Genomic DNA, 26884 nt, shown 5'->3' on the forward strand with positions numbered 1-26884 from the left:
CCGCCCATGCAGTCACACGACCGCAGGAAGATCGGCTTCTGGACTTGCACCGCGCTGGTGGTGGGCAACACCATCGGCATGGGCATCTTCGTGCTGCCCGCCTCGCTGGCACCGTTCGGCTACAACGCGCTGCTGGGCTGGGGCATCACGGTGCTGGGTTGCCTCGCGCTGGCGCGCGTGTTCGCAAGGCTGGCGCGCCTGCTGCCGGGCGCGGACGGTCCTTATGGTTACGTGCGGCACACGCTGGGCGACCTGCCGGCGTATGCGGTGCTGTGGTCGTACTGGGTATCGAACTGGATCACCCTCGCGGCCCTGGCCACGGGCGTGGCGGGCTATGCCGCCGCGATCTTCCCGCCGCTGGCGCGGGTGCAGCCGGCCGTGGTGTGCCTGGGCGTGCTGTGGCTGTTCGTGGGCATCAACCTGTTGGGCGTGCGCAGTGGCGGGCGCGTGCAGGTAGTGACCACGGTGATGAAGCTGGTGCCGATGCTGGCCGTCGCGGTGCTCGGCGCATGGACCTTGCTCGAATCCCCCGCGTCGTTCGGCGCGCATCCGCCAGCCAAACCGATCAGCCTCGGCGATGCGATGGCGGCGTCGACGCTGGCGTTGTTCGCGATGCTGGGCATCGAATCGGCGACGATCCCCGCCGCGAAGGTCGAGGACCCCGGGCGCACCATCCCGCGCGCGACGATGACCGGCACCGGCATCACCGCGGCGATCTATCTCGTGGTGTCCGCCGTGCCGTTGCTGCTGCTGCCGCATGCCGAACTCGCGCAGTCGAGCGCACCGTTCGCGCTGGTGATGGAGCGTTTCGCCGGGGAAGGGACCGGGCGGTGGATCGCGTTGTTCGTCGTCGTCAGCGGCCTGGGCGCCTTGAACGGCTGGACGCTGTTGAGTGGCGAAATGATGCGCACGATGGCCGACAACGGCACGATGCCGAAGGTGTTCGCGCGGACCAATCGCTTCGGCGCGCCGATCGGCGCCCTGGTGCTGACGGCCCTGCTCGCCAGCGCGATGGTGCTGATGAACTACAGCGAATCCGCGGTGGCGGGCTTCACCTTCCTCAGTACCGTGGTGACGGCGGCCAACCTGCCGCTGTACCTGGGGTGCTCGCTTGCATTGGGCGTGCTCTGGTGGCGTGGCCAGCGCGATGCGGGACGCGACCTGCTGGTCGCTGCCGTCATCGGCACGGCGTACACGGTGTTCGCCTTCATCGGCATGGGCGCACAGCCCTTCTGGCTGGCGCTGGCCCTGATGGTCGCCGGACTGCCGCTGTACTTCTTCCTGCGCCGTCGCCACGGCAACGCGGTGCCGCATGCGTGATCCGCGCTACGACATCCTGTTCGAGCCGGTGCGCATCGGCCCGGTGACGACCAGGAACCGTTTCTTCCAGGTGCCGCACTGCAACGGCATGGGCCATGCCATGCCGCTGGCGCACGCGGCCATGCGCGAAGTGAAGGCCGAGGGCGGCTGGGGCGTGATCTCGACGGAAGAGTGCGAGATCCATCCCAGCAGCGATCTCACGCCTTACGTCGAAGCACGCCTGTGGGACGACCGCGACATTCTCGCGCTCGCGCTGATGTGCGACAAGGTGCATGCGCACGGCGCGCTGGCCGCGCTGGAGCTGTCGCACAACGGACCGACCGCCTCCAACCTGTACTCGCGCGAAGTGCTGCTGGCGCCGTCGCACCAGCCCTCCAAGTACGGCTATCCCTCGCAGGCCCGCGCGATGGACCTGCACGACATCGCCGAGTACCGTCGCTGGCACCGCGAGGCGGCGGTGCGCGGCATGAAGGCGGGCATGGACATCATCTATGTCTACGCCGCGCACGACCTGTCGCTGCCGATGCATTTCCTGCAGCGTCGCCGCAACCAGCGCACCGATGCCTATGGCGGCTCGCTGGAGAACCGCATCCGCCTGCTGCGCGAAGTTTTGCAGGACACGCGCGAGGCGGTCGGACATCGCTGCGCCGTCGCGCTGCGCTTCGCTACCGAGGAGCTGCTGGGGCCGGGCGGTGTGGAACTGGCCGAGGCGCAGGACATCGTCGGAATGCTGGCCGAGCTTCCCGACCTGTGGGACGTCAACGTGGCGGCCTGGTACAACGATTCGGTGCCCTCGCGCTTCGCCCGCGAAGGCGCGCAGGAACCCTTCATCGATTTCGTCCGCAAGGCAACGACCAAGCCGGTGGTCGGCGTGGGCCGTTTCACGTCGCCCGACACGATGGTCTCGCAGATACGGCGGGGCGTGATCGACCTGATCGGCGCCGCGCGGCCCTCGATCGCCGACCCGTACCTGCCGCGCAAGATCGAAGAAGGCCGCGTCGAAGACATCCGCGAATGCATCGGCTGCAACATCTGCGTCTCCGGCGACATGACGATCTCGCCGATCCGCTGTACGCAGAACCCCAGCATGGGCGAGGAATGGCGCAAGGGCTGGCATCCGGAGCGGATCGCGCCGAAGGCGAGCGATGCGCGCGTGCTGGTGGTCGGCGGCGGGCCGGCCGGCCTGGAAGCCGCGCGCGCGCTGGGCCAGCGCGGCTACGAGGTGCACCTGGCCGACGCGCGACGCGAACTGGGCGGGCGGGTCACGCGCGAGGCGCGCCTTCCGGGGCTTGCCGAATGGGCGCGTGTGCGCGACTGGCGGCTCGGGCAGATCGGCAAGATGGCGAACGTCAGCACCTACCTCGACTCCACGCTGACGGACCAGGATGTACTCGACTTCGGTGCGGACCACGTCGTCATCGCCACGGGGTGCCACTGGCGGCGGGACGGATTCGGGCGCAGCCACGGGCTGGGCATCGCCGACTTCGCCGACAACGCGCGAGTCTTTACCCCGGACGACCTGATGGACGGGCGCTGGCCCGAAGGCCGGGTGGTGGTGTACGACGACGACTACTTCTACACCGCCAGTGTCGTCGCCGAGGCGCTGCGCCTGCGCGGTTGCGAGGTCACCTACCTCACCCCGGACGACACCATCGCCTCGTGGAGCGCGAACACGCTGGACTACCGCCATATCCAGTGGCGCATGGCCGAACTGGGCATCGTGCAGTGCGTATCGCACCTGGTCACCGGCTATGCGGGAACCACGCTCGCGCTGGAGCACGCATGGAGCGGCGCGGCCTCTTCGCTCGACTGCGACGCGGTCGTGGTGGTCACGGCCCGCCTGCCGGACGATGCGCTCTACCAAGCGTTGAAGGGACGCGAGCCGGAATGGGCGGATGCTGGCATCCGCAGCGTGGCCTGCATCGGCGATGCGCTGGCGCCGGGGCTGATCGCGCACGCGGTGTACGCCGGCCATCGATATGCGCAGGAACTGGACGCGCCGCGCGACGGCGAGGTGCCGTTCAAGCGGCACTTCCATCACGACACGCCAATGGCGTGATGCTCAGGCGAGCGCGCGGTAGCGGAAGTCGCTGAACTCCACCGCGCCCGGGCCGGCGCTGTACAACGCGACGCGCAGGCTGAGGAAGCCGCCGAACACGTTGTGGTGCAGGCCGGACACTTCCATCCGCGTGTCCAGCCGTGTCCAGGTGCGACCGTCGTCGTGCGAGTGGTGCCAGGTCACCACGTGGTGGTCGTAGGTCAGGCGGAGGCGCACGCGCCGCGTCGGCATCGCTTGCCGCGCCCACGTCTGCTCCTCCGCATACTGGAACACGCGCAGCCCGTCCGCCGCGAAGCCCAGGCCGACGAAGGCCTTCTGGTTGTAGAACAGCAGGAGGCCGCCTTCGCCGCCATCGACCAGGGTCAGCGTGACCTCGGCCTGGTAGGCACGGTCGCCGACGATGCAGGCGAGGGGGCTGCCATCCGCAGGCGACCGGCCTGCGCCGGCGAGGCGGAGGGATTTCCTGCCGTACCGCACGCGTCGCATCTCATCCGGTCGCGGCGCATGGAAGGCCCACTGCGTGCCGAGGCGATCGCTCGAGAAATCGTCCGACAGCGCGACGCCGGCGATCCCCGCCTTGCCGCCGCGCGGCACCGGCAACGGGGCCGACAGATCACCGCCGTGCGCACGGAACCAGCCATCGTCCGTCCATTCGATCGGCTCCAGCAGCGTCTGCCGGCCGAGCGTGCGATAGCCGTTCTCGTAGCCGTGGTAGACCATCCAGCTGTCGCCGCCCGGTCCATCGACCAGCGTCGCGTGGCCGCGCGACCACCAGGGCTCCGCAGCGCCCAGCGTGCGCACCAGCGGATTGTGCGGGCAGTGTTCCCACGGTCCGTGGATCGAACGCGAACGCGCGGCGATCACCATGTGGCCGGTGACCGGGCCGGCGGTGCCGCCGACGGCGGTGACCAGGTAGAACCAGTCGCCACGTCGCGTCAACTTGGGGCCTTCGGGCGCGAAGTTTTCGGTGATCCAGTCTTCCGGATATCGCCAGGGCTGGTAGGCGGTTTCGAGCGCGCCGTCGGTCGCCAGGCCGTCGTCGGTGAGGCGCACCTTGCGGATGCCGTTGACGAACAGGTAACGCCGCCCGTCTTCGCCGACCGCGTGGCCCGGATCGATGCAGCCATCGATGCGCAGGTCCACCGGTTCGCTCCACGGTCCGCGGATGTCGTCGGCCCAGATCGTGTGGATCTTCCACGCCTCGTCCTTCGCCAGCGCCGGCAGGTAGATGAAGTAGCGGCCGTCGTGCTTGCAGAGATCGACGGCCCACACCGTACCCACGTGCGTGCGCAAGGCAGGGCCGAGCGGCGTCCAGGTGACGAGGTCGGTCGAGTGCCAGATCACCAGGCCGGGATACGCGTCGAACGACGAGAACGTCATGTAGTAGTCGTCGCCGTCCTTGAGGATCGTGGGGTCGGGACGATCGCCGGCGACGATGGGATTGAGATAGGTGCCGTTGCCGAGGTCGGCCTTGCGCTGGCCTTCGACGCCGGTGGCGTGCGCAGGCGGCGCCGGTGCGCACGGCGTGGCTGCCGCCACGCGCGACGACAGCGGCCAGGTGGCCAGGCCGGCGAGTCCGGCCTTGAACAGTGCGCGACGCGAGGTGCCTGGCATGCGGACTCCGTGATCGCGCGGTCAGCGACGCACGGCGTACAGGCCGAACGTATTGCCGATGAAGCCACCCGCCGTCTCCGCGCTCAGCAGGCTGGCGTCCAGGCCGGTGGCGACGCTCTTCCAGTCGCCCGCGGCCAGCGAGTACGACGCTTCCAGGCGCGGGCCGTCGACGCGGAAGCGCAGCGACACGGGGCCGTGTCCCTCGTCCAGCGGAATGCGTGCCAGGCGATCGCCTTCCTTCCTGCCCTCGCGGCCGCTGCGCCGGTACAGCGACACCGCCAGTCCGCGCGCATCGCGTTCGACGCCGAGCACGTAGTGGCCGTACTCGTTCTGCAGCAGCACGAGTCCCGCCAGTTCACCGGTCGCGGGCTCGAACGAAGCGAGCGTGGTATCCAGCGTGGCCGCGTGGTGCTGCACGCGGTGGGCGATGTACGACGGCTGGCCCGGCACCGTGCCGAAGGCGCCCAGCGGCATCGTGCCCGGCGTGATCGTCAGGCCGTGCGCGCCGGTGGTGTACCAGCGGCTCTGCGGCGGATGCAGGGTCATCCACGACAGCGGCAGCGCGGGCGCGTCGAAGCGCTCGGTCCACGTCATCGGCCCGCTCGTGGGTAACGGTTGCGCATTGCGTGGCAGGTCCGGGCGCTTCGCGACCATCGGCACGCGTTCGCCGCGGGGCAGGACCACCGGCCAGCCGTCCTTCCACGTCACCGGCAGCAGGAAGGTTTCGCGGCCGAGGTTGTACTGGTTGCCGCGGTACGGACGGGTGGCGAGGAACACCGCCCACCACGTGCCGTCCTTGAGCTTCACGAACTGCGCGTGGCCGGTGGACGTCACCGGATCGGCGCGCTTCGGGTCGAGGTCGCGCTGGGTCAACGCGGGATTCGACGGCGAGGGTTGATACGGGCCGGTGAGCGCGCGGCTGCGCCATACCATCTGCGCGTGCTGCTCACCGGTGCCGCCCTCGGCCGCGGTCAGGTAGTACCAGCCGTCGTGCTTGAAGACGTGGGGGCCTTCGATGTGCTCGGGATTCGCCGCGGGATCGGCGCCGCCGTCCACCAGCAGGAGGCGCTTGCCGACCCGTTCGCGCCTGCCGAAGTCGAAACGCTGCAGCCAGATGGCGCGATGGCCGTCGTAGCGGAGCTTTCCATCGGGGACATCGTTGTGGACCACCCACGCGCTGCCGTCGTCGTCGAAGAACAGCGACGGATCGATGCCGGTGACGCCGAGCCAGATCGGGTCCGACCACGGGCCCGCAGGACTCCTGGCCGTCACCACGAAGTTGCCGCGATCGCAGTAGAAGCAGGTGTTGGCGATGTAGAACATGCCGTCGTGGTGGGCGAGGGTGGCGGCGAACAGGCCGCGGGTCAGTTCTTCCTTCTCGCCGTAGTTGATCTGCCCGGGGCGATGGATCGCGTTGCCCACCTGGTTCCACGACACCAGGTCGGTGCTATGGAAGACCGGCAGGCCGGGGAAATAGCCGAACGTGGAATTCACCAGGTAGAAATCGTCGCCGACGCGGATCGCGGACGGGTCGGGGTAGAAGCCCGCGACGACCGGATTGCGGTACTCGTCCGCGCCTAACGGCGGACCGCCATCGTCGCCGTGGTAGCGCACTTCGCTGAAGACCGCATCGCCCGCCCATGCCGGACCGATCATCAACGATGCCGCCAGGATCCATGCGCAGTGCTTCAGCATCCGGTCTTCCTCTAGTAGGGGGCGGTCGCGGTCCGCCGTGCCCAGAGCGCATGCAAGCCACGCGCGGACAGGTCTTCGGGATGGCGCTGCACGCCGACGCCCAGCGTCGTCAGGGCGTGCGCGTAGGAGGCCAGCAAGCGGTCGTTGCCGATCAGATGCACCTGCGCCGGGCGTGGCGCATGCGAGAGCAAGCCCGAGGCGCGCAACTCGTGGCCGATCAGCAGGCCGGAGAGATACGAAGGCAGCGCCGGTTCGGCGAATTGCTGGAACAGGCCCGTCGTGCGCACGCCGAACAGGTGGTGCAGCAAGCCACCGGCGTCGGCGCTGCGCTTCAGCCCGGCATCGAATGCGTAACCATCGAAGCGCGCGTCGCCGGCCGGCATCAACCGGCCGAGGATGCTGTGCTGGCGCAGCAGCGCGAAGAGTTCGCCGGTCATCGCGGTGGCGATGCGATGCACCTGGCCGTCGCGCACCGTGACCCATTTGCTGTGGGTGCCGGGCAGGCAGACGACGTGCGTTCCGCCGGGCAGGGCATCGAGCAATGCGGCGAGCTGCGTCTCTTCGCCACGCATGACGTCGGGCACGCTGTCCGAGTCGCTGTCGCGCAGGCCCGGCACCAGCCACAGCGCGCGGCCATCGAAGCCCGGCGGATGGAAACGCTGCATGCCGAGCGCCAGCGCATGGTTGCCGGCCGGGCAGGACAGGTACGGCATCTCGTGCCAGCCGCCGCGTCCGCCCACCATGCCGCACAGCAGGATGTCGGTGTCGTCCCAGCCGGCGATTTCCTGCGCGAGCACGTCGCCGAAACGGCCCGCGCACGCCAGCACGCCCTGGTCGCTGCGGCGGCGCTCGCGTACCTGGCCGTCGTCGGCCATCCGGTACAGGCGCAGGCTGCTGGTGCCCCAGTCGACGGCGATCATGGCAGACGCACCCGGTCCACGCCGCGCGCCAGCACGCGCCCGGTGCGATGCGCGAACACGCCGCCCGACAACGGCGAAGCGGCGAGCGCGGCGGCGTCGAGTCCGACGCGTGCGCTGGTCACGTACAGCGTGTCCTCGCGCAGCACGCAACACGAAGGCTGCGGCGCCGGGACGCGCACGATCCGGTCGATGCGGCCATCCGGGAGGTAGCGCAGCACGCGTCCTGCGCCCCACTGCGCGTTCCACAACGCGCCTTCGGCGTCGATGATGGAACCGTCGGGTTCCGCGCCGGGCAGGTCGAGGTCGACGAACACCGCGATGTCGGACACGGCCGCGGTCGCGGCGTCGTAACGGCAATGCAGGATCCGCGGCGTCACCGAATCGCAGAAATACATCCGCGTGCCGGTGGCGTCGAAGCAGATCGAATTCGGGATGGCGGCGTGCGGCAAGGCCAGTTCACGCAATCCGTGCGTCGCGGTGTACTGGTAGAAGCGGCCCGCTGGACGCAGATCGGCGTATTCGCTCTTGGTGCCGAACACGAAGCCGCCTTCACGATCCACGCGGCCGTCGTTGATGCGGGTCATCGGGTCGCCGGCCTCGACATCGGCCAGTTTCTCCAGGGCGAGGTCGCGCGAGGACAGCTGCGCTTCCACATCGCTCGCATGGAGTCCCTTCGCCAGGCCCAGCAGCAGGCGCCCGTCCTCACCGAGCGCGAGGCAACCGAGCGGTGCGGGCAGCGACCAGGTGTGGGTGTGGCCGGTGTCGGGATCATGCCGCCACAGTTCGGCGGCAAGGATGTCGGTCCAGTACAGCACGCGCCGGCGGTCGCACCACAGGATGCCTTCGCCCAGCGCGCAGCGGCTGTCGACGGCCAGGGTCGCCAGCGCCGTCGTCACGGCATCACCACTCGGCCACGCTGCCATCGGCATGCCGCCACAACGGGTTGCGCCAGCGCGGCGGCTGCCGGTGGGCTTCCACCAAGCGGTCCTCGTCGATCTCCACGCCCAGGCCAGGCTTGGGCAGCGCGGCGATGCTGCCGGTGTCGTCGCAGCGGAAATCCTCTTTGTTGAGCACGTAGTCCAGCAGGTCCGCGCCGGTGTTGTAGTGGATGCCGATGCTCTGCTCCTGCAGCATGGCGTTGTGCGACACGAAGTCCACCTGCAGGCACGCGGCGAGCGCGACCGGGCCCAACGGGCAGTGCGGCGCCAGCGCCACGTCGTGCGCCTCGGCCATCGCTGCGATCTTCACGCACTCGGTGATGCCGCCGGCGTGCGACAGGTCGGGCTGCAGGATCGCCAGGCCGCCGGCCGCGAGCACGGGCTTGAACTCGGCGCGCGAGTACATGCGTTCGCCGGCGGCGAGCGGGATCGAGGTCGCATCGGACAACGGGCGGTAGTACTCCCACTGTTCGGGCAGCACGGGCTCTTCGACGAACAGCGGCTTGAACGGCGCCAGTTCGCGCAGCAGCACGCGCGCCATCGGCGCGCTGACGCGGCCGTGGAAGTCGATGCCGAAGTCGACGCGGTCGCCCATCGCTTCGCGGATCGCGGCGACCTTGGCGACCGCGGCATCGATCGCGCGCGGGCTGTCGATCAGCTTCAGTTCCTCGGTGCCGTTGAACTTGAACGTGTCGAAGCCCTGCGCCTGGTAGCGCTGCATCTGCGCGACGATGTCGGCGGGGCGGTCGCCGCCGACCCAGCGATAGGTCTTCATGCGGTCGCGCACGCGTCCGCCGAGCAGCTGGTAGACGGGCACGCCGAGCGCCTTGCCCTTGATGTCCCATAGGGCCTGGTCGATGCCGGCGATCGCGCTCATCAGGATGGCGCCGCCGCGATAGAAGCCGCCGCGATACAGCACCTGCCACAGATCATTGATGCGCGCGGGGTCCTGGCCGACGAGATAGTCGGCCAGTTCGTGCACGGCCGCTTCCACGGTGCTGGCGCGCCCTTCGATGACCGGCTCGCCCCAGCCGGTCACGCCCTCGTCGGTCTCCACCTTGAGGAAGAGCCAGCGCGGTGCGGCGTGGAAGGTGCTGACGCGGACGATCTTCATGCGGCGTGGTCCAGGTAGGCCTGGCGGAAGCGCCGCGCGTGCTCGCGCGTGCGCTCGACCGGCTGGCCGGGCTTGTAAAGTTCGCCGCCGATGCCGGCGCCCTGACAGCCGGCTGAGAGGTAGCCGGAGAGGGTGTCGGGCGTGACGCCACCGACGGCGAATAGGGGAACCGGCGGCAGCACGCCGCGCAGGGCGCGCACCATCGCCGGTCCGTAAACGGATGCGGGGAACAGCTTGAGCATCTGCGCGCCGGCATCGAGCGCGTCGAAGGCTTCGCTCGCCGTGGCGACACCGGCGGCGACCTGCAGGCCGCGCTCGACCGCGTGGCGGATCACCGGCGGGCGCGTGTTCGGCGTGACCATCAGGCGTCCGCCGGCAGCGCGCAATGCATCCGCATCCGCCGTCGTCAGCACGGTGCCCGCACCGATCCATGCGCGTTCGCCGAACGCCTCCGCGGCGATGCGCACGCTGCGCGCCCAATCCGGCGAATTGGTCGGGATCTCGATCGCGTCGTAGCCTTCCTCCACCAGTGCGCCCACATGCGCGGGCACGTCGGCCGGCGTGATGCCGCGCAGGATCGCGATCAGCGGCAGGGCGAAGGGGAGGGCGGGCGCGTCCATGCGGATCAGTCGTGGTAGACCTGCGAGCGGCCGCCATCGATGGTGATGTCGGTGGCGTTGATGAAGCGCGCTTCGTCGCTGGCGAGGAACAGCGCGGTGTAGGCGACTTCTTCCGGCATGCCGATACGGTGCGGCGGCAGCAGCGCCGTCTGCTTCTCGCGCGTTCCGGGCTCGCGCTCGAACCACGCTTCGATGCGCGGCACGAGGATAAGGCCGGGCGAAATCGAGTTCACCCGGATCCCGCGCGCGGCGTACTCGATGCCGAGCGCGCGGGTCAGGCCGATCAGCCCGTGCTTCGCGACCGGATACGGGAAGCAGCCCGCGATGATCTTGTGGCCATGCACCGACGCGATGTTGACGATGCTGCCCGCGCCCTGTGCCTGCATCGCCGGCAGCACGGCACGGCAAAGATGCCAGGCGCCCTTGAGGTTGAGCGACAGGCAGCGCTCCCAATCCTCGTCGGACAGGGTGAGCGGATCGGAGAACACATCCGCCCCGGCATTGTTGACCAGCACATCGATGCGACCATGCGCCGCGAGCACCGCCTGCACGGCCGCGTCCATCGCGCCGGCATCGGTGATGTCGGCGATGCGGTGCTGCACGCCGTCATCGGCGATGGGCGCGGCCTGCTTGTCGAGGCCGACCACGGAGGCGCCCTCGCGTGCGAACAGCTGCGCCGTGGCCGCGCCGATGCCGCTGGCGGCACCGGTGACCAGCGCGACCTTCCCGGACAGGCGGCCGCTCATGGGAGACGGATTCCGTCCGGCGTGGACGCGACGATGGCGCCGGCACGCGACGTGCCGTCGGATTGCGATGTCGCCATGGGGCCCTCCTCCCGGCGGTGATCGGATGCGGGGCTGTCCCGTGGCGGACCTGTGCCGGCCGTCCCCGGGGCCCCTCGCGGACGGTCAGGCATGGCCGCCGACCCGCGCTTGAAGCGTGGCATAGCCTCGCGTGGGCATCTATGTACGACAAATGAAATTTTTGTCATAGGCTATTCCGCACGCGAATAGCTCGTGCCCTGGAGGCGACCATGGTCCACCCCACCACCGGCTGGTTCGGCGCCACGCGCCTGAAGACCCGCCATCTTTCCCTGCTGCTGCACCTGTACGAACAGCGCTCGGTCCTGCGTGCCGCCGAGGCCGCCAACATGACCCAGCCCGCCGCGTCCAAGCTGCTGGCGGAGATGGAGAGCCTGCTCGGCGTACCCCTGTTCGAGCGCCATGCGCGTGGCGTGGAGCCGACCTGGTACGGCCAGGTGCTGATCCGCCGGGCACGCTCGGCCCTGTCCGAGATCGGCCGTGCCCACGACGAGATCGCCGCCTTGCGCAGCGGACGCATGGGGCAGGCCGCGATCGGCACCGTGGTGAATCCCGGTACCACCCTGGTGCCGCAGGCCATCGCGGCGGTGAAGCGCGATTTCCCCGACATCCTCATCCGGGTCGAGATGGACTACAGCCGGCCGCTCGTGGCCAAGCTGCTGGATGGCCAGCTCGACATCGTGGTCGGTCGCATCATGGGCCCCGAAGGCGCGGGCGAGCTGGATTTCGAGCCGCTGGCCGACGAGCCGCACGCCGTCATCGTGCGTGCGGGCCATCCGCTGACCCGGCGTCCGCGCATCACCCACGCCGACCTGGCCGACTACGGCTGGATCATGCCGCCGGCCGCCAGCGTGCTGCGGTCGCGCCTGGATGCGGTCTTCCTCGAACACGGCCAGCCTCCGCCGCAGAACATCGTGGAAACCGCCTCGCTGCCGGTGATCATCCATCTGCTCCGGCACAGCGACCTGTTGACGGCGCTGCCGGCCGAGTCGGTGGGCCCGTACCTGCAGACCGGGCAGATGTGCGTGTTGCCGATCGAGCTGGGCGTGCGCATGGAGTTCTTCGGCATCATCCGCCGGCGTGATCAGCTGCTTTCCCCCGGCGCCGAGCGCGTGCTGGACGCCCTCCGGAGTACGGCGCGTCGCCTCTATACCGACCTGGAACCCTCCCCGACGGGCACGGCGCCGCCTTGAGGCGAGGGCGGCGGCGATTGAATCTGAAGACCTATTCGGGTTCGGTATAGCTGGCGATCAATATTTCATTGGTACGGCATGTCAGCGCCGCCTATGCTCCCGGCGCAGTCACAGGAAGGCGGTCCCACGGCCGCCAGGTGAGCGCCAGGCATCGGTCGCAAGGCCGACGTTGCCGCGGCGCCCCACGGGAAAGACCGAACCATCGACGACCGCGGCCGGGGGCCGCAGCCGCCATCGCTTCATCCGGCCACGGGGCGCGAAGACGCCCGGGCAGGACCACAACTCCATCGTTTGCCATGTGTCCTGGGAGGGAACATCCATGTCAACGCGTCAGCGCCGCATCGCGGCTGGACCCCGTGCGGGCCGTTCCGGCGGCCGCCACCTGCAACCCACCGTCCTCGCTCTCGGCATCGCGTTGCTGCTGTCGGCGCCTGCGTTCGCGCAGGAGGCCACGACCGAGGCGAAAGAGGGCGATACGCCCACCGAACTCGATGCGGTCGTCGTCACCGGCATCCGCGGTTCCGTGTATCGGGCGCAGGACATCAAGCGCGACGCCGACACGTTCGTTGATTCGGTCACCGCGCTCGATATCGGCGCCTTGCCCGACCGCAGCGTCACGGAAACGCTGTCGCGCATCCCCGGCGTGACCATCGATCGCTTCCTGACGGTGGGCGATCCGGAGCATTTCTCCGCCGAAGGCGGCGGCGTGCAGGTGCGCGGCCTGACCCAGGTCCGTTCCGAGTTGAACGGTCGCGACAGCTTCTCCGCGTCCGGCGGCCGCAGCCTCAGCTTCCAGGACGTGCCGGCCGAACTGATGGCCGGCGTGGACGTCTACAAGAACCAGAAGGCCGACATGATCGAAGGTGGCCTCGGCGGCACCGTCGACCTGCGCACCTTCATGCCGTTCGACATCGACGGCAGCCGGTTCGGCATGTCGTTCAGCGCCAACAGGGGCGATTTCGCCGACCAGCTGAAGCCCTCGGGCTCGGTGCTCTTCAGCAACCGCTGGGACACCGATGCAGGCGAGTTCGGCATCCTGGTCAACCTGGCCCATTCCGAGCTGGCCACCCGTACCGACGGCATGTTCGTGCGGCCGTTCTTCAATACCGCCAACTCCGACCTCAACAACGACGGCACCAACGAAAGCCTGTGGCTGCCGCGCGGCGCCGACTGGCGCACGCTGGAATACGAACGCGAACGCCAGGGCGCCTACGTCGCGCTGCAATGGCGGCCGAACGACAACCTGGAGCTGTTCGCCACCGCCTTCCAGAGCCGATACGACGAGCTGTGGTACGAAGACGCGATCTTCGTCTCCAACGATCCGCTGCAGGTGCGCGTGGATGCCAGCGAGCCGTACGAACTCGATGGCGACGTGTTCGTTTCGGGCCGCCTGCGGTCGAACGGCGACATCCCGATGGGCACGGACATCCGCGCCTCGCACCGCAAGTCCGACACCACCGACTACTCGTTCGGCCTGAAGTGGCTGTTCAGCGACCGCACCGAGTTCTCAACCGACGTGCAGTACATCAAGGCGAACACCGAAGCGCTGGATTCCACGGTGTCGCTCGGCCTCAACGTGCCCTACATCGACATCGACCTGGGCCATGGCGTGCCGCGCATCGGCGTCGACAACCAGTTCACCGCCAACCCCGCGAACTACTACTGGGGGTTCACGATGGACCACCAGGACGACAACACCGCCGACGAAATCGCCTGGCGCGCGGACCTGAAGCACAGCTTCGACAGCAACGTCTTCGATTCGGTGAAGTTCGGCGTGCGCGTCACCGACCGCGATGCGCACAGCATCGACACCGGCTACGACTGGCAGCCGGTGTTCCAGCCGTGGATGCAGTGGTGGGCGCTGCCGGGTGGCGTGCCGCTGCCGGGCCTGGACCTCAATGGCACGGTCAACTCCAGCCTGACCAACCTGATCACCTTCGACAACTTCTACCGTGGCGGTGCGTCGACGCCGGGCTCGTTCTACTCGCCCGTGCTGTCCACCGCGCTCGATTTCCCGAACAGCTACCTCGACATCCACGGCGCCGCGGTCCCGTACTACACCTGCTGCTACGGCCAGATCACCCCGCGCAACCTTGCCGATCCGCAGTGGGGCAACGTGCAGAACGAGCGCACCTACGCCGCCTACGCGATGCTGAACTTCGCGATGGACCAGGCGCGCATCGACGGCAACGTCGGCGTGCGCGTGGTGCGCACGGAGAACAGCGCCAAGGGTTATCTGGTGTACCCGAACAACGCGTTCGCGCCGTACCTGGGCACGGGCCAGTCGGAACCGATCTCCGCAGAGAATTCGTACACGGACGTGCTGCCCAGCGCGAACGTGAAGTGGGAGCCGGCCGAGAACTGGGTCGTCCGCTTCGCCGCATCGAAGGCCATCGCGCGACCGGCCTTCAGCGACATGCAGGCCTACCAGGTGCTCAGCGTGGCGGTCCGGGACGGCGTCAGTCCGCAGCCGGGCGACGAGCTTGGCCCGGAGGATCTGGAACTGACCGGCAGTTCCACCGACAACCCGTACCTGACGCCGATGAAGGCCAACCAGTTCGACCTGTCGCTGGAGTGGTACTTCGCGCCGGACAGCGGCGGCATGGCCTGGGTGAACTTCTTCTACAAGGACATCAAGGACTACTTCCGCCAGCAGACCGAACTGCTCGCCTATCCGGGCGTCGACGGCAACGAGTACGACTATCGCGTGTCCCGCCTGGTGAACGTCGGCAAGGCGAAGATCCAGGGCGCGGAGATCGGCTGGAACCAGTTCTTCGATTTCCTGCCCGCGCCATTCGACGGATTCGGCATGTCCGCCAACTACACCTACATCGACAGCTCCACGAGCATTCCGGCCGCCTCCAACGCGGTGCCCGTCGACACCGACGGTTCGCTGTTCGGCGACCTGCCGGCCGATGGCCTGTCGAAGAATTCGTACAACGTCGCGGCGTTCTACGAAAAGGGTCCGTGGCAGGTTCGCCTGGCCTACAACTGGCGCAGCGAATACCTGCTGTCGATCGGCCCGAACGGCTACAACGGCGGCGACGGCGGCATCCCGTGGAAGCTGCCGGTGTACAGCGACAGCTTCGGCCAGCTCGACGGATCGATCTTCTATCGCTTCTCCGACAACGTGCAGTTCGGTCTCGAGATGAACAACCTCAACAATGCCGAGCAGCGCACGCTGATGGACCAGAACGGCGCAGGCAAGCGCATCACGTCGTGGTACGTCAACGACCGCCGTTACGCCGCGACGCTCCGCTTCACGTTCTGATGCAGCACCCCGGGAACGGCCGGTATCGCCGGCCGTTCCTTCGATGGACCGGCGCCCGCCTGGTGCGGCGCCCGAGGTGTGCTTCCTGCCGGCGCACCGCTGTTCCCCGACAGGAGATTCCGTGCTCACGCTTCGCCTGACCCTCGCGCTGTCCGTTTTCCTGCTGGTGCCCGGCGCGGCGGCGAAGGACGACGTCACCGGCTACCGCTGGCGCAATGTCGCCATCGGTGGCGGCGGCTTCGTCAGCGGCCTGGTCTTCCATCCGCACGAGAAAGGCCTGCTGTACGCACGCACCGACATCGGCGGCGCGTACCGCTGGCAGCCGCGCGAACAGCGCTGGCAACCCCTGATGGACTGGATGGGCCACGACGACAGCGGTCGCTTCGGCGTGGAAAGCCTCGCCCTGGATCCGTCCGATCCCGATCGTCTCTATCTTGCCGTCGGCACCTATCTGCACGAGCGTGGACAGGACGGCGTGATCCTGCGTTCGAACGATCGCGGCGCCACGTTCCAGCGCGCTGCGCTGCCGTTCAAGCTCGGTGGCAACGAACAGGGGCGCGGCAACGGGGAGCGCCTCGCTGTGGATCCGAACGACGGCCGCGTACTGCTGTTCGGCACGCGCGCCAACGGTCTGTGGCGGAGCGACGATGCCGGCGCGACGTGGCGCGAGAGCGCCGGCTTTCCCGCGATCGCCAAGGCCCGGTCGGCCTGGGCAATGGGGTGGCGCGAGCTGCGCCCGGTGGGCATCGCGTTCGTCGTATTCGATCCGGTCGATGGCACGAACGGCGTGCCGTCGAAGACGATCTACGCCGGTGTCTCGACGAACGAAACCAGCCTGTATCGTTCGCGGGATGGTGGCGCGACGTGGCAGGCCGTGCCCGGCCAGCCGGTCGGATTGCGCCCCAGCCACATGGTGCGCGATGCGCGTGGCCGCTGGCTGCTGAGCTACGGCGACGAGCCCGGTCCGAACAACATGGCCGACGGTGCCGTCTGGCGCTTCGACCCCGCCGGCGATCGCTGGGAAGACATCACGCCGGTGCGTCGTTCGAAGGCCGACGCCGGCTTCGGCTGGGGCGCCGTGGCGGTGGATGCGACCAATCCCGACATCATCATCGCCAGTACGTTCCGTCGCTACCAGCCGCACGACGACATCTATCGCAGCCTCGATGGCGGCCGCACGTGGACGGCGCTGTTCCCGCGGTCCGGGTTCGACCATGCCTCCGCACCGTGGACGCAGGACGCCAAGCCGCACTGGATGGCCGACCTCGAGATCGATCCCTTCGATGCCAACCGCCTGCTGTTCGTCACCGGTTATGGCGTGTGGGCGTCCACCAATGCGAAGGCCTTCGATGCGGGCGCCGAGATGGCGTGGCGTTTCGAACAGGCGGGCTTCGAGGAAACGGTGCCGCTGGCGCTGGCCAGTCCGCCGCAAGGCGCGCACCTGGTGAGCGGCCTCGGCGACGTCGACGGCTTCGTCCACGACGATCTCGATGTCTCGCAGCAGCGCTTCGCCGGCGTGCGCTTCTCCAACACGGAGAGCCTGGCCTTCGCCGGGCGCGCCCCGCAGGTGATGGTGCGCACGGGCTACTTCCACAACCGACCGGAAGGCGCGGTGCGCGGCGCGTGGTCGAATGATGGCGGGCGTACCTGGACCGCTTTCGCGACCGAGCCGGCCGATGGCGAAGGTGCCGGGCAGATCACGCTCGCCGCCGACGGCAAGCGCGCGATCTGGCATCCGCGCAATGGCGAACACCATTGGATCACCGCCGACATGGGCGGGCGCTGGCAACCGGTGAAAGGCCTGCCGAAGACCGCGGTGGTGGAAGCCGATCGCGTCGATGAAGGGATCTACTACGGCTTCGATGCGATCAGCGGCAAGCTCTACGTCAGCGGCAACGGAGGCGTCGCCTTCGACGAAGTGCGCGCGCCGGTCGGCGAGATCGGTGACTGGTATCGCGCCGAGATCCGGCCACACCCGGAGAAGATGGGCGAAGCCTGGATCGCCGCATCGTGGCGCGGCCTGCTGCACCTCGCGCCCGGCAAGCTGGAGCGCGTGCCCGGCGTGGACAACGTCATGTCCGTGGGGCTGGGCAAGCCGGCGAAGGAGGGCGACGCGCCCGTGCTGTTCGTGTTCGGCGAAGTGCGTGGGCAGCGCGGCCTGTTCCGTTCGGACGATGGCGGGCGCGGCTGGCGCCGCATCGATGGTGACGCACTGCGATTCGGCGGCATCATCCGCCATGTGACAGGCGATCCCCGCCTGCATGGCCGCGTTTACTTCGGCACCGAAGGGCGCGGCATCTGGTACGGAGATCCGGAATGATTCGAGCTGTCCCGCTGTTGCTGGGCCTGTTGGCCATCCCTGTCGCGCAGGCGGTCGAGATGCCGCGCATCTTCGCCGACGGCATGGTCGTGCAGCGCGACCAGCCGGTGCGCGTCTGGGGCGAGGCCGCGCCAGGCGCGCGCGTGCACGTGACCTTCGCCGGCCGCGAGGCCACGGCGCAGGCTGCAGCCGATGGACGCTGGTCGCTGGCGCTGCCCGCCCAGACGGCGGGCGGTCCGCACGTGATGCGCATCGACGATGGCAAGCAACCGCGCGTGCTGCGCGACGTGCTGGTCGGTGACGTGTGGCTGGCCAGCGGGCAGTCGAACATGGAGTGGCCCATCGCGCAGTCGGCGAACCCCGACGTCGAAGCCGCACGCGCGACCGACCCGCGGATCCGCCATTTCAAGATTCCGAAGTCGTGGTCGGGCGAACCGCAGGCACAGCTCGAAGGCGGCGAATGGGTGGCGTCCTCGCCGCAGGCCGCGCCGAAGTTCTCCGCCGTCGCCCATTTCTTCGCCCGCGAACTGCGCAAGGTCACCGGCGTGCCGATCGGCATCATCGACAGTACCTGGGGTGGCAGCCGGATCGAGGCCTGGATGGATGCACCCTCGCAGGGTGTCGAGGCCTCTGCGTTGCGGGCGCAGGCAGAACGACTGCGTGACGCCGACACGCGCGCGCTGGAGCAGACGCATGCCCACCTGGCACGCTGGACCTCCTGGCCGGCGGACGACACCGGTTGGGAGAAGCGCGACCTCGATACCCGCGATTGGGTGCCGATCACGGTGCCTTCGCTGTGGGAGAAAACGGGCTGGAATGGACTGGATGGCGTGGCGTGGTACCGCACCACCTTCACGCTGAGCGCGGAGGAAGCCGCCGCCGGCGTGACGCTGGGCGTAGGGCGCATCGACGATTCCGACATCACCTGGGTCAACGGCGTGCAGGTCGGCGAAACGCGCATGCAGTACAACCAGCCGCGCCGCTATCGCGTGCCTGCCACGGCGCTGCGCGCGGGCGTGAACCAGGTGGCGGTACGCGTGTCGGACTTCGGCGGCGGCGGTGGCATCCACGGCGAGCCGGCGGAGGTCTTCGTGCAGCCAGCAAGCGGCAGTGCGCGTCCGTTGGCGGACTGGTCGTTCCGCCCGTCGCGCGTGACTGTGGCGCTGGTCGACGACAAGAACCAGCACCCCACGCTGCTCTACAACCGGATGATCCATCCGCTGCAGCCGTACGCCATCCGCGGCGTGATCTGGTACCAGGGCGAATCGAATGCGAACACGGTGCCGGAGGCGCTCAAGTACCGCACGCAGTTCCCGGCCCTGATCCAGCAGTGGCGCCGCCAGTGGCAGGCCCCCGACATGCCGTTCCTGTGGGTGCAGCTGGCGAACTTCTCTTCCGGCGTCGACCAGGGCGACCAGAGTCCGTGGGCGGTGCTGCGCGCATCGCAATCGGCCACGCTGTCGCTGCCCGCCACCGCACAGGTGGTGACCATCGACATCGGCAATCCGGCCGACATCCATCCGCTCAACAAGCAGGATGTCGGCAAGCGGCTTGCGCTGGCAGCGCGGCACGTCGCGTACGGCGAATCACTGGTCTACCACGGACCGGTGCATACGCAGGCGCAGTTCTCGAAGGGCGTCGCGACCCTCGCCTTCGACAATGGCGGCGATGCGCTCGCCGTGCGCGGAGGCGGCACGCGCGTGCATGGCTTCGCGCTGGCCGGTGCCGATCGCGTCTTCCATCCGGCCGAGGCCTCGCTCGTCGACGGTCGTGTCGTCGTGCGCAGCGACGCCGTGAAGGCGCCGGTGGCGCTGCGCTATGGCTGGTCCGACAACCCGGCCGACGCCGACCTGATCAACGCGGCGGGCTTGCCTGCCTCGCCTTTCCGTACCGATGCATGGTGACCCCGGAATGCCTTCGATGATGCCGCGCCGCCTATTGCTCCTGTCGCTCGTCGCGCTGCTTGGCCTGGCCGCCTGCCAGCCCGCCGGAAAAGGCGATGCGCCGGCCACGGCGAAGGGCGACGGCGCGGCCGATGCGTCCGGTGCCACGCCGATCCCGCAGATCGTCAGCAGGGACGGACGCCACGCACTGATGGTCGACGGCGCGCCGTTCCTGATCCTCGGCGCGCAGGTCAACAATTCCAGCAACTGGCCGCAGGCGCTGGACGACGTCTGGCCCGCCATCGACGTGGTCAAGCCGAACACGGTGATGGTTCCGGTGGCCTGGGAGCAGGTCGAAGCGAAGGAAGGCACGTTCGACTTCTCCTTCGTCGACGTGCTGCTCAAGCAGGCGCGCGAAAAGAACGTGCGCCTGGTGCTGCTGTGGTTCGCGACCTGGAAGAACAACGGCCCGAACTACGCACCGGCCTGGGTCAAGCTGGACAACACGCGCTTCCCACGCGTCATCACCGCCGACGGTCGCACGCTCAATTCCCTGTCGCCGCATGCGGAGACCACGCTGGATGCCGACCGCAAGGCCTTCGTCGCCCTGATGACGCACCTGAAGGCCGCCGACCCGCAGCGCACCGTCATCATGGTGCAGCCGCAGAACGAACCCGGCACCTACGGCAGCGTGCGCGATTTCTCGCCGTTGGCGCAGAAGGTGTTCGAAGGCCCGGTGCCCGACGCGTTGCTGGAGAAGCTCGGCAAGACGCCCGGCACGTGGCGCGAGGTATTCGGCGCCGACGCGGACGAGTACTTCCACGCCTGGCATATCGCGCACTACATCGACCAGGTCGCCGAGGCCGGCAAGGCGGTCTATCCGCTGCCGATGCTCGTCAACGCCGCGCTGCGCGGGCCGTTCAACCCGGGCCAGCCCGGGCAGTACGCCAGCGGTGGGCCCACCGACAACGTGCTGGACGTGTACAAGGCCGCCGCGCCGCACATCGACCTGCTGGCGCCGGACATCTACATGCCGGAATACACGCACTACACCACGGTGCTGGACCGCTACTCGCGCCCCGACAATCCGTTGTTCGTCGCCGAAACCGGCAACCGCGAGGAATACCCGCGCTACTTCTTCTCCGCACTGGGGGAACAGGCGATCGGCTGGTCGCCGTTCGGCATCGACTACTCGCGCTATTCCAACTGGCCGCTCGGTGCCAAGCACCTGGACGAGAAGGCGCTGGAATCGTTCGCGCTGAACTACGCCATCGTGCGCCCGGCGGCGCGCGTGATCGCGCAGGCGAGCTTCGAGGGCAAGGTGCGCGGCACCGCCGAGCAGCCCGGACAGGCCGTGCAGACGGTGAAGATCGATGACCGCTGGAACATGGTGGTCACCTATGGCGTGCCGCAGTTCTGGTTCCAGGGCGAGCCGCCAGGCAACCCCGAACCGATCGGCCGCGCGCTGGTGGTGCAGCTGGGCCCGGATGAGTTCCTCGTCGCTGGCGCGCATGCGCGCATCAACATCGATGCGGCAGACCCGGCCGTCGCCGCGCGGCAGATCTACGAGTACGTCGACGAAGGCACCTACGTCGACGGCAAGTGGGTCTTCCGACGTCGCTGGAATGGCGACCAGACCGATTACGGCCTCAATTTCTCCAGCGTCCCGCAGTTGCTGCGCGTGAAGCTGGCGACCTACTGATCGATCCGCGGACCGGCCCGCCGGTCCCAGAACCCGGGTGCCCACGCGCCCGAACGAGGAGCAAGCGATGGGTTACTTGAAGACGTTGACGGTGCCGCTGCTGGCCCTGGCCGCAGCGGGCGCCAACGCCGCGGGGCAGGACGCCGTCGAGAAAATCGACCATGGCGTGATCGTACGGCCGGTCGATACGACCGCCGCCGACGTGAAGGTCGAAGCAGTCGCGCCGGGCATCCTGCGCGTGATGGCCGATCCCGATGGCGATTTCGCGCGCACGCCCAGCCTGATGCGCGCAAAGACCGGCGCACCGCCGGCGGTGAAGGTGGGCGAATCCGGCGGGCAGGTGACGGTCAGCACGCAGGGCATCTCGGCGAAGGTCGATGCGCGTACGGGCCAGGTCAGCTTCTTCGACGCCGACGGCAAGCCGCTGTTGGCCGAGCGTGCGCGCACGTTCACGCCGGCCAAGGTCGAGGGCAAGGATTACTACGCCATCCGCCAGCGCTTCGAATCCTCCGACGATGAGGCCTTCTACGGCACCGGCCTGCACCAGCAGGGCTGGATGAACCTCAAGGGCCGCGATGTCGAACTGCTCCAGCACAATATCGACAAGGCGATTCCCTATCTCGTTTCCACGCGCCACTACGGCATCCTCTGGGACAGCAACGCGATCACCCGCTACGGCGATCCGCGCGGCCTGCAACCGCTGGGCGCGTCGCTGGACCTGTTCGATGCCCAAGGCAAGCCGGGTGCGCTGACGGCGCGCTACACCGTCAACGGCAAGCAGGTGGTCGAGCGTCGCGAAAGCGAAGTGAACTACCAGTACATCAAGGACCTGGCGAACTTCCCGGCCGCGGGCAAGAACCTGGCCGAGGGCGGCCGCAGCGACGTGGTGTGGGAAGGCGAGATCGCCGCGCGCAGCGATGGCCGACATACGTTCTCGCTGTACAACAGCGAGTACGCCAAGCTCTACGTCGACGGCAAGCTCGTGCTCGACCGCTGGCGCCAGAACTGGAACCCGTGGCACCACGAGTTCGCCTTGGACATGAAGGCCGGCCAGCGCCACAAGGTCAAGCTGGTGTGGGACCGTATCGAACCGGCTTACATCGCGCTGCTACATCGCGATCCGCTGCCCGCCGACGAGGCGAAGGACCTGTCGATCTGGTCCGAGGCCGCGCAGGCCATCGACTACTACGTGGTCGCCGGCGACGACGCCGACCAGGTGCTGGCCGGCTACCGCACGCTGACCGGCAAGGCCGTGCTGCTGCCGAAGTGGTCGTATGGCTTCTGGCAGAGCCGCGAGCGCTACAAGACCCAGGCCGAGCTGACCGGCGCGCTGGACGAGTATCGCAAGCGCAAGCTGCCGATCGACGCCATCGTGCTCGACTGGTCGTATTGGCCCGAGGATGCCTGGGGTTCGCACGACTTCGATACGAAGAACTTCCCGGATCCGGACGGCATGGTCGACCACGTCCACGACCAGCACGCGCAGATCATGATTTCGGTGTGGCCGAAGTTCTATCCGACCACGGCGAACTACAAGGAACTCGACGCGGCCGGCCACATGTACCACCGCAATGTCGAGGTGGGCGAGCTGGACTGGATCGGTAAGGGCTACCTCAACTCCTTCTACGACCCGTATTCGAAGGAAGCGCAGGACATCTTCTGGCGCCAGGTCAACGGCAAGCTCAACGCGAAGGGCTTTGATGCCTGGTGGCTGGACGCCAGCGAGCCGGACCTGCATAGCAACATCGACATCGGCGAGCGCAAGGCACGCACCACGCCGACGTCGCTGGGCCCGTCGACGGAGTTCTTCAATTCGTATCCGCTGGTGCATTCCGAAGGCGTGTATCGCGGTTCGCGCGAGCAGGATCCCGACAAGCGCGTCTTCATCCTGTCGCGCGCCTTCTTCGCGGGCCAGCAGCGCGCCGGTGCGGCGTTCTGGAGCGGTGACATCGTGCCGCGCTGGGATGACCTGCGCGAGCAGATCTCCGGCCTCGTCAATGCCTCGATGGCGGGCGCGCCCAACGTCAGTTTCGACATCGGCGGCTTCTCGCCGGAGAAGCGCTACGAGACGAAGGACCCCGCGCATCTGGCCGAATGGCGCGAACTGAGCCTGCGCTGGTTCCAGCACGGCGCGTTCGTTCCGATCTTCCGCCTGCACGGCCAGTTCCCGTACCGCGAGATCTGGGAAATCGCGCCGGAAGGTTCGCCGCACTACGACAGCTTCGTCCACTACCTGAAGCTGCGTTACACGCTGCTGCCCTACATCTACACGCTGGCCGGCGACACCTACCACCAGGACGGCACCCTGCTGCGCACCCTGGCGATGGATTTCCCGTCCGATCACAAGGTGCGCGACATCGCCGACCAGTACCTGTTCGGCCCCGCGTTCCTGGTCGCGCCGGTGACGACATTCAAGGCGACCACGCGCCCGGTTTACCTGCCCGCGGGCACGAGCTGGATCGACTTCGAGACGGGCAAGCGCTACGACGGCGGCCAGACGATCGAGGCGGCCGCACCGCTGCAGCGCATGCCGCTGTTCGTCCGTGCCGGCGCCATCGTGCCGCGCACGGTAGTGCAGCAGTACGTGGACGAGAAGCCCGATGCGCCGCTGACGATCGAGGTCTATACCGGCGCCGACGGTACGTTCTCGCTGTACGAGGACAACGGCCGCAGCTACGGCTACGAACGCGGCGAATCCAGCCGCATTCCGCTGGCGTGGAACGAGAAGAGCGGCGAGTTGCGCATCGGTGCGCGCGAAGGCCGCTATCCCGGCATGGTCGCGTCGCGCGAGGTGCGCGTGCGCTTCATCGACGGTCCGCGCGCCGATGCCGGCACGCTGGAACCGCGGGGCGACGTCACCGTCAGCTACGACGGCAAGGCGCTGGTGGTGAAGAAGCGCTGACGGGTCGATGGAGTTCAACCGACGCGACCTGCTGAAAGCGACGGCGGCCGGACTGGCCACCGTCGCGATCCCGAGCACCCACGGTGCCGAACCTGCCGGGACCGGCGACGCGCTGTCGGGCGCCGGCATGACGCTCTGGTATCGCCAGCCGGCGCGGGTCTGGGTGGAGGCGCTGCCGGTCGGCAACGGCCGGCTCGGCGCGATGGTCTTCGGCGGGGTGGCACATGAGCGCCTGCAGCTCAACGAGGACACGCTGTACGCAGGCGGGCCGTATTCGGCAGTGAATCCGAAAGCGCGCGAGGGGCTGCCGCAGGTGCGCGCGCTGATCTTCGCGCGTCGTTACGCGGAAGCTGCCGCGCTGGCCGACGACACGCTGATCTCGCGGCCGGTGAAACAGATGGCCTACCAGCCGCTGGGCAACCTGTGGCTGCAGTTCGACCGCCTGGACGGCGTGGCCGACTACCGGCGCGAGCTGGATCTCGATGCCGCCGTCGCGCGCACCACGTTCCGGGTCGGCAACGGCGTGCACCGGCGCGAGGTGTTCGTCTCGCCGGTCGACCAGTGCATCGTCGTGCGCTACACCGTCGAAGGCGGCGACGCGATGATCGGCCGGATCCGCACCGGCAACGAACATGCGACGACCACGCGGGTCGTCGACGGCGGCTGGCACGTCAGCGGTCGCAACGTCGGCAAGCACGGCATCGAAGGCCGCCTGCGCTTCGCCTTCCGCGTGCAGGTTGCGCACCGCGAGGGCCAGCTGAGGGTGGAGCAGGACCAGATCGCCTTCGATGGCGTACGCGAGCTGGAGCTGCGCATCGTCGCAGCCACCAGCCACGTCGCGCACGACGATGTCAGCGGCGATCCCGACGCGATCACCGCCACGCAGCTGGCACGGGTGAAGGGCAAGGCGTTCGATCGCGTGCTCGCCGAGCATCTCGCCGAGCACCGCCGGTTGTTCCATCGCGTGCGGCTGGACCTGGGCCGCACCGCCGCTGCGGATCTGCCGACCGACGAGCGCATCGCCGCGTTCGCGCAAGGCGACGATCCCGCGCTGGTGTCGCTGTATCACGCGTACGGACGCTACCTGCTGATCTGCAGCTCGCGGCCCGGAAGCCAGCCCGCCAACCTGCAGGGCATCTGGAACGACCTGATGGATCCACCGTGGGAGAGCAAGTACACGGTCAACATCAATACCGAGATGAACTACTGGCCGGCCGAACAGAATGGCCTGGGCGAGTGCGTCGAGCCGCTGCAGCGCATGCTGGAGGAACTGGCGCAGACCGGTGCCGTCGTCGCTCGCGACATGTACGGCGCCGGCGGCTGGATGCTCCACAACAACACCGACCTGTGGCGCGCCGCCACGCCGCCGGATGGCGCGCGCTGGGCGTTGTGGCCGACGGGTGGGGCATGGCTGCTGCAGGCGCTGTGGGATCGTTGGGACTACGGGCGCGATGCGGATTACCTGAAGCAGGTCTGGCCGCTGTTCAAGGGTGCCGCGCAGTTCTTCGTCGACACGCTGCAGGACGATCCGCAGACCGGCCACAAGGTCACCGTGCCGTCGCTGTCGCCGGAGAACGAGCATCCGTTCGGCGCGGCGATCTGCGCCGGCCCGACGATGGATGCGCAGATCCTGCGCGACCTGTTCGGCCAGTGCATCGAAGCGGCGCGCGTGCTCGGCGTGGACGCCGATTTCGCCGCGCGCCTGGCCGCGCTGAGCGCGCAGCTCCCGCCCAACCGGATCGGCAAGGCCGGGCAGCTGCAGGAGTGGCAGCAGGACTGGGACATGCAGGCGCCCGAGATCCACCACCGGCACATCTCGCATCTCTACGGCCTGCACCCGAGCGCGCAGATCAACCTGCGCGACACGCCCGAGCTGGCACGTGCCGCGCAACGCACGCTGGAAATCCGCGGCGACGACGCCACCGGCTGGGGCATCGCGTGGCGGCTGAACTTCTGGGCACGCCTGTGGGATGGCGAGCACAGCCTGAAGATCCTGCGCATGCTGCTGTCGCCGCAGCGCAGCTACCCGAACCTGTTCGACGCGCACCCGCCGTTCCAGATCGACGGCAACTTCGGTGGCGCCGCCGGCATCGTCGAGATGCTGGTGCAGAGCTGGGGCGGATCGATCTTCCTGCTGCCCGCGCTGCCGTCGTCATGGCGCGACGGCGAACTCGAAGGCGTGCGCGTGCGCAATGCGGCGCGCCTGGATCTTTCATGGAAAGCAGGGCGACTCGCACGCGCCACGCTGCATTCGGACAAGGGCGGCCGCTACCAGCTGGTCCATGCAGGCCGCACGCTCGATCTTGAACTCGCCGCGGGCACCTCTGCCACGGTACGACTGCGCGACGGCGCGCTGGTGGAAGCATGAAGAAGGGCATCCGATGAGTCTGGTTGCGGGCATCGATGCAGGCACGCAGAGCGTGAAGGTGGTGGTGTACGACGCCGCGGCTCGGGCGATCGTGGCCAGCGCCAGCGCGCCGCTCGACCTGATCAGTGGGGACGACGGCAGCCG

16 protein-coding genes are annotated in these 26884 nt (G+C 68.5%); 9 read left to right on the forward strand and 7 right to left on the reverse strand.

Annotation, left to right across the window (positions count from 1 at the left end; all coding sequences use genetic code 11):
- Window positions 1-6 precede the first annotated feature (6 nt).
- Window positions 7-1320 (forward strand): amino acid permease, encoded by a 1314-nt coding sequence (locus CYU89_RS14955; protein ID WP_296282210.1) that lies wholly within the window; start codon window positions 7-9, stop codon window positions 1318-1320.
- Window positions 1313-3379, forward strand: coding sequence for an FAD-dependent oxidoreductase (locus tag CYU89_RS14960; protein WP_296282211.1), 2067 nt, complete (start codon window positions 1313-1315; stop codon window positions 3377-3379). Before CYU89_RS14955 ends, CYU89_RS14960 begins: the two co-directional genes overlap by 8 nt.
- Window positions 3380-3382: 3 nt before the next feature.
- On the opposite strand, the gene CYU89_RS14965 is transcribed toward CYU89_RS14960, so the two are convergent.
- The 7 genes from CYU89_RS14965 to CYU89_RS14995 are packed head-to-tail and all read right to left on the reverse strand — an operon-like array spanning window position 3383 to window position 11026.
- Complete coding sequence (locus tag CYU89_RS14965; protein WP_296282213.1) at window positions 3383-4993, reverse strand: family 43 glycosylhydrolase; 1611 nt, start codon at window positions 4991-4993, stop codon at window positions 3383-3385.
- Window positions 4994-5014: 21 nt separating this feature from the next.
- Complete coding sequence (locus CYU89_RS14970; RefSeq protein ID WP_296282215.1) at window positions 5015-6688, reverse strand: glycoside hydrolase family 43 protein; 1674 nt, start codon at window positions 6686-6688, stop codon at window positions 5015-5017.
- 11 nt (window positions 6689-6699) lie between these two features.
- The gene (locus CYU89_RS14975; RefSeq protein ID WP_296282217.1) at window positions 6700-7608 is read right to left on the reverse strand and encodes a 2-dehydro-3-deoxygalactonokinase; all 909 of its coding nucleotides are present in this window, start codon (window positions 7606-7608) and stop codon (window positions 6700-6702) included.
- Window positions 7605-8531, reverse strand: coding sequence for an SMP-30/gluconolactonase/LRE family protein (locus tag CYU89_RS14980; RefSeq protein ID WP_296282219.1), 927 nt, complete (start codon window positions 8529-8531; stop codon window positions 7605-7607). The genes CYU89_RS14975 and CYU89_RS14980 overlap by 4 nt, the downstream gene beginning before the upstream one ends.
- Window positions 8509-9660, reverse strand: coding sequence for a galactonate dehydratase (gene dgoD / locus CYU89_RS14985; protein ID WP_296282221.1), 1152 nt, complete (start codon window positions 9658-9660; stop codon window positions 8509-8511). The genes CYU89_RS14980 and dgoD overlap by 23 nt, the downstream gene beginning before the upstream one ends.
- Window positions 9657-10280, reverse strand: coding sequence for a 2-dehydro-3-deoxy-6-phosphogalactonate aldolase (locus CYU89_RS14990; RefSeq protein WP_296282223.1), 624 nt, complete (start codon window positions 10278-10280; stop codon window positions 9657-9659). Before CYU89_RS14990 ends, dgoD begins: the two co-directional genes overlap by 4 nt.
- A gap of 5 nt (window positions 10281-10285) precedes the next feature.
- Window positions 10286-11026: an SDR family oxidoreductase gene (locus tag CYU89_RS14995; protein WP_296282224.1), complete on the reverse strand. Its 741-nt coding sequence runs from the start codon at window positions 11024-11026 to the stop codon at window positions 10286-10288.
- A gap of 287 nt (window positions 11027-11313) precedes the next feature.
- Here CYU89_RS14995 and CYU89_RS15000 point away from each other — a divergent pair, with 287 nt between their 5' ends.
- The 7 genes from CYU89_RS15000 (at window position 11314) to CYU89_RS15030 (ending at window position 26740) form a co-directional block, all read left to right on the forward strand.
- Window positions 11314-12294, forward strand: coding sequence for a LysR substrate-binding domain-containing protein (locus CYU89_RS15000; protein ID WP_296282225.1), 981 nt, complete (start codon window positions 11314-11316; stop codon window positions 12292-12294).
- A 319-nt stretch (window positions 12295-12613) separates the two neighbouring features.
- Window positions 12614-15565, forward strand: a complete 2952-nt coding sequence (locus CYU89_RS15005) for a TonB-dependent receptor (RefSeq protein ID WP_296282227.1) — start codon at window positions 12614-12616, stop codon at window positions 15563-15565.
- Window positions 15566-15686: 121 nt separating this feature from the next.
- Complete coding sequence (locus CYU89_RS15010; protein ID WP_296282229.1) at window positions 15687-17885, forward strand: sialidase family protein; 2199 nt, start codon at window positions 15687-15689, stop codon at window positions 17883-17885.
- On the forward strand, window positions 17882-19789 hold the full coding sequence (locus CYU89_RS15015) for a sialate O-acetylesterase (RefSeq protein WP_296282230.1): 1908 nt from the start codon (window positions 17882-17884) through the stop codon (window positions 19787-19789). The genes CYU89_RS15010 and CYU89_RS15015 overlap by 4 nt, the downstream gene beginning before the upstream one ends.
- Window positions 19790-19796: 7 nt before the next feature.
- Window positions 19797-21470 carry a DUF5597 domain-containing protein gene (locus CYU89_RS15020; protein ID WP_296282231.1) on the forward strand — a complete coding sequence of 558 codons (1674 nt, stop codon included), beginning with the start codon at window positions 19797-19799 and terminating at the stop codon, window positions 21468-21470.
- Window positions 21471-21537: 67 nt separating this feature from the next.
- Complete coding sequence (locus CYU89_RS15025; protein ID WP_296282232.1) at window positions 21538-24372, forward strand: TIM-barrel domain-containing protein; 2835 nt, start codon at window positions 21538-21540, stop codon at window positions 24370-24372.
- Window positions 24373-24379: 7 nt separating this feature from the next.
- Window positions 24380-26740, forward strand: a complete 2361-nt coding sequence (locus CYU89_RS15030) for a glycoside hydrolase family 95 protein (protein WP_296282233.1) — start codon at window positions 24380-24382, stop codon at window positions 26738-26740.
- Window positions 26741-26884: the final 144 nt, after the last annotated feature.

Source organism: Pseudoxanthomonas sp., assembly GCF_002863005.1.
Lineage (GTDB): Bacteria > Pseudomonadota > Gammaproteobacteria > Xanthomonadales > Xanthomonadaceae > Pseudoxanthomonas_A.

What these genes read in the sequence shown, in the direction of transcription:
- CYU89_RS15030 (WP_296282233.1), top strand. Translation starts at nt 24,380, where the DNA reads ATGGAGTTCAACCGACGCGACCTGCTGAAAGCGACGGCGGCCGGACTG.
- CYU89_RS15015 (WP_296282230.1), top strand. Translation starts at nt 17,882, where the DNA reads ATGATTCGAGCTGTCCCGCTGTTGCTGGGCCTGTTGGCCATCCCTGTC.
- CYU89_RS14965 (WP_296282213.1), bottom strand. Translation starts at nt 4,993, where the DNA reads ATGCCAGGCACCTCGCGTCGCGCACTGTTCAAGGCCGGACTCGCCGGC.
- CYU89_RS14970 (WP_296282215.1), bottom strand. Translation starts at nt 6,688, where the DNA reads ATGCTGAAGCACTGCGCATGGATCCTGGCGGCATCGTTGATGATCGGT.
- CYU89_RS14995 (WP_296282224.1), bottom strand. Translation starts at nt 11,026, where the DNA reads ATGAGCGGCCGCCTGTCCGGGAAGGTCGCGCTGGTCACCGGTGCCGCC.
- dgoD (WP_296282221.1), bottom strand. Translation starts at nt 9,660, where the DNA reads ATGAAGATCGTCCGCGTCAGCACCTTCCACGCCGCACCGCGCTGGCTC.
- CYU89_RS14975 (WP_296282217.1), bottom strand. Translation starts at nt 7,608, where the DNA reads ATGATCGCCGTCGACTGGGGCACCAGCAGCCTGCGCCTGTACCGGATG.
- CYU89_RS14960 (WP_296282211.1), top strand. Translation starts at nt 1,313, where the DNA reads ATGCGTGATCCGCGCTACGACATCCTGTTCGAGCCGGTGCGCATCGGC.
- CYU89_RS15020 (WP_296282231.1), top strand. Translation starts at nt 19,797, where the DNA reads ATGCCTTCGATGATGCCGCGCCGCCTATTGCTCCTGTCGCTCGTCGCG.
- CYU89_RS14980 (WP_296282219.1), bottom strand. Translation starts at nt 8,531, where the DNA reads ATGGCAGCGTGGCCGAGTGGTGATGCCGTGACGACGGCGCTGGCGACC.
- CYU89_RS15025 (WP_296282232.1), top strand. Translation starts at nt 21,538, where the DNA reads ATGGGTTACTTGAAGACGTTGACGGTGCCGCTGCTGGCCCTGGCCGCA.
- CYU89_RS14990 (WP_296282223.1), bottom strand. Translation starts at nt 10,280, where the DNA reads ATGGACGCGCCCGCCCTCCCCTTCGCCCTGCCGCTGATCGCGATCCTG.
- CYU89_RS14955 (WP_296282210.1), top strand. Translation starts at nt 7, where the DNA reads ATGCAGTCACACGACCGCAGGAAGATCGGCTTCTGGACTTGCACCGCG.
- CYU89_RS15000 (WP_296282225.1), top strand. Translation starts at nt 11,314, where the DNA reads ATGGTCCACCCCACCACCGGCTGGTTCGGCGCCACGCGCCTGAAGACC.
- CYU89_RS15005 (WP_296282227.1), top strand. Translation starts at nt 12,614, where the DNA reads ATGTCAACGCGTCAGCGCCGCATCGCGGCTGGACCCCGTGCGGGCCGT.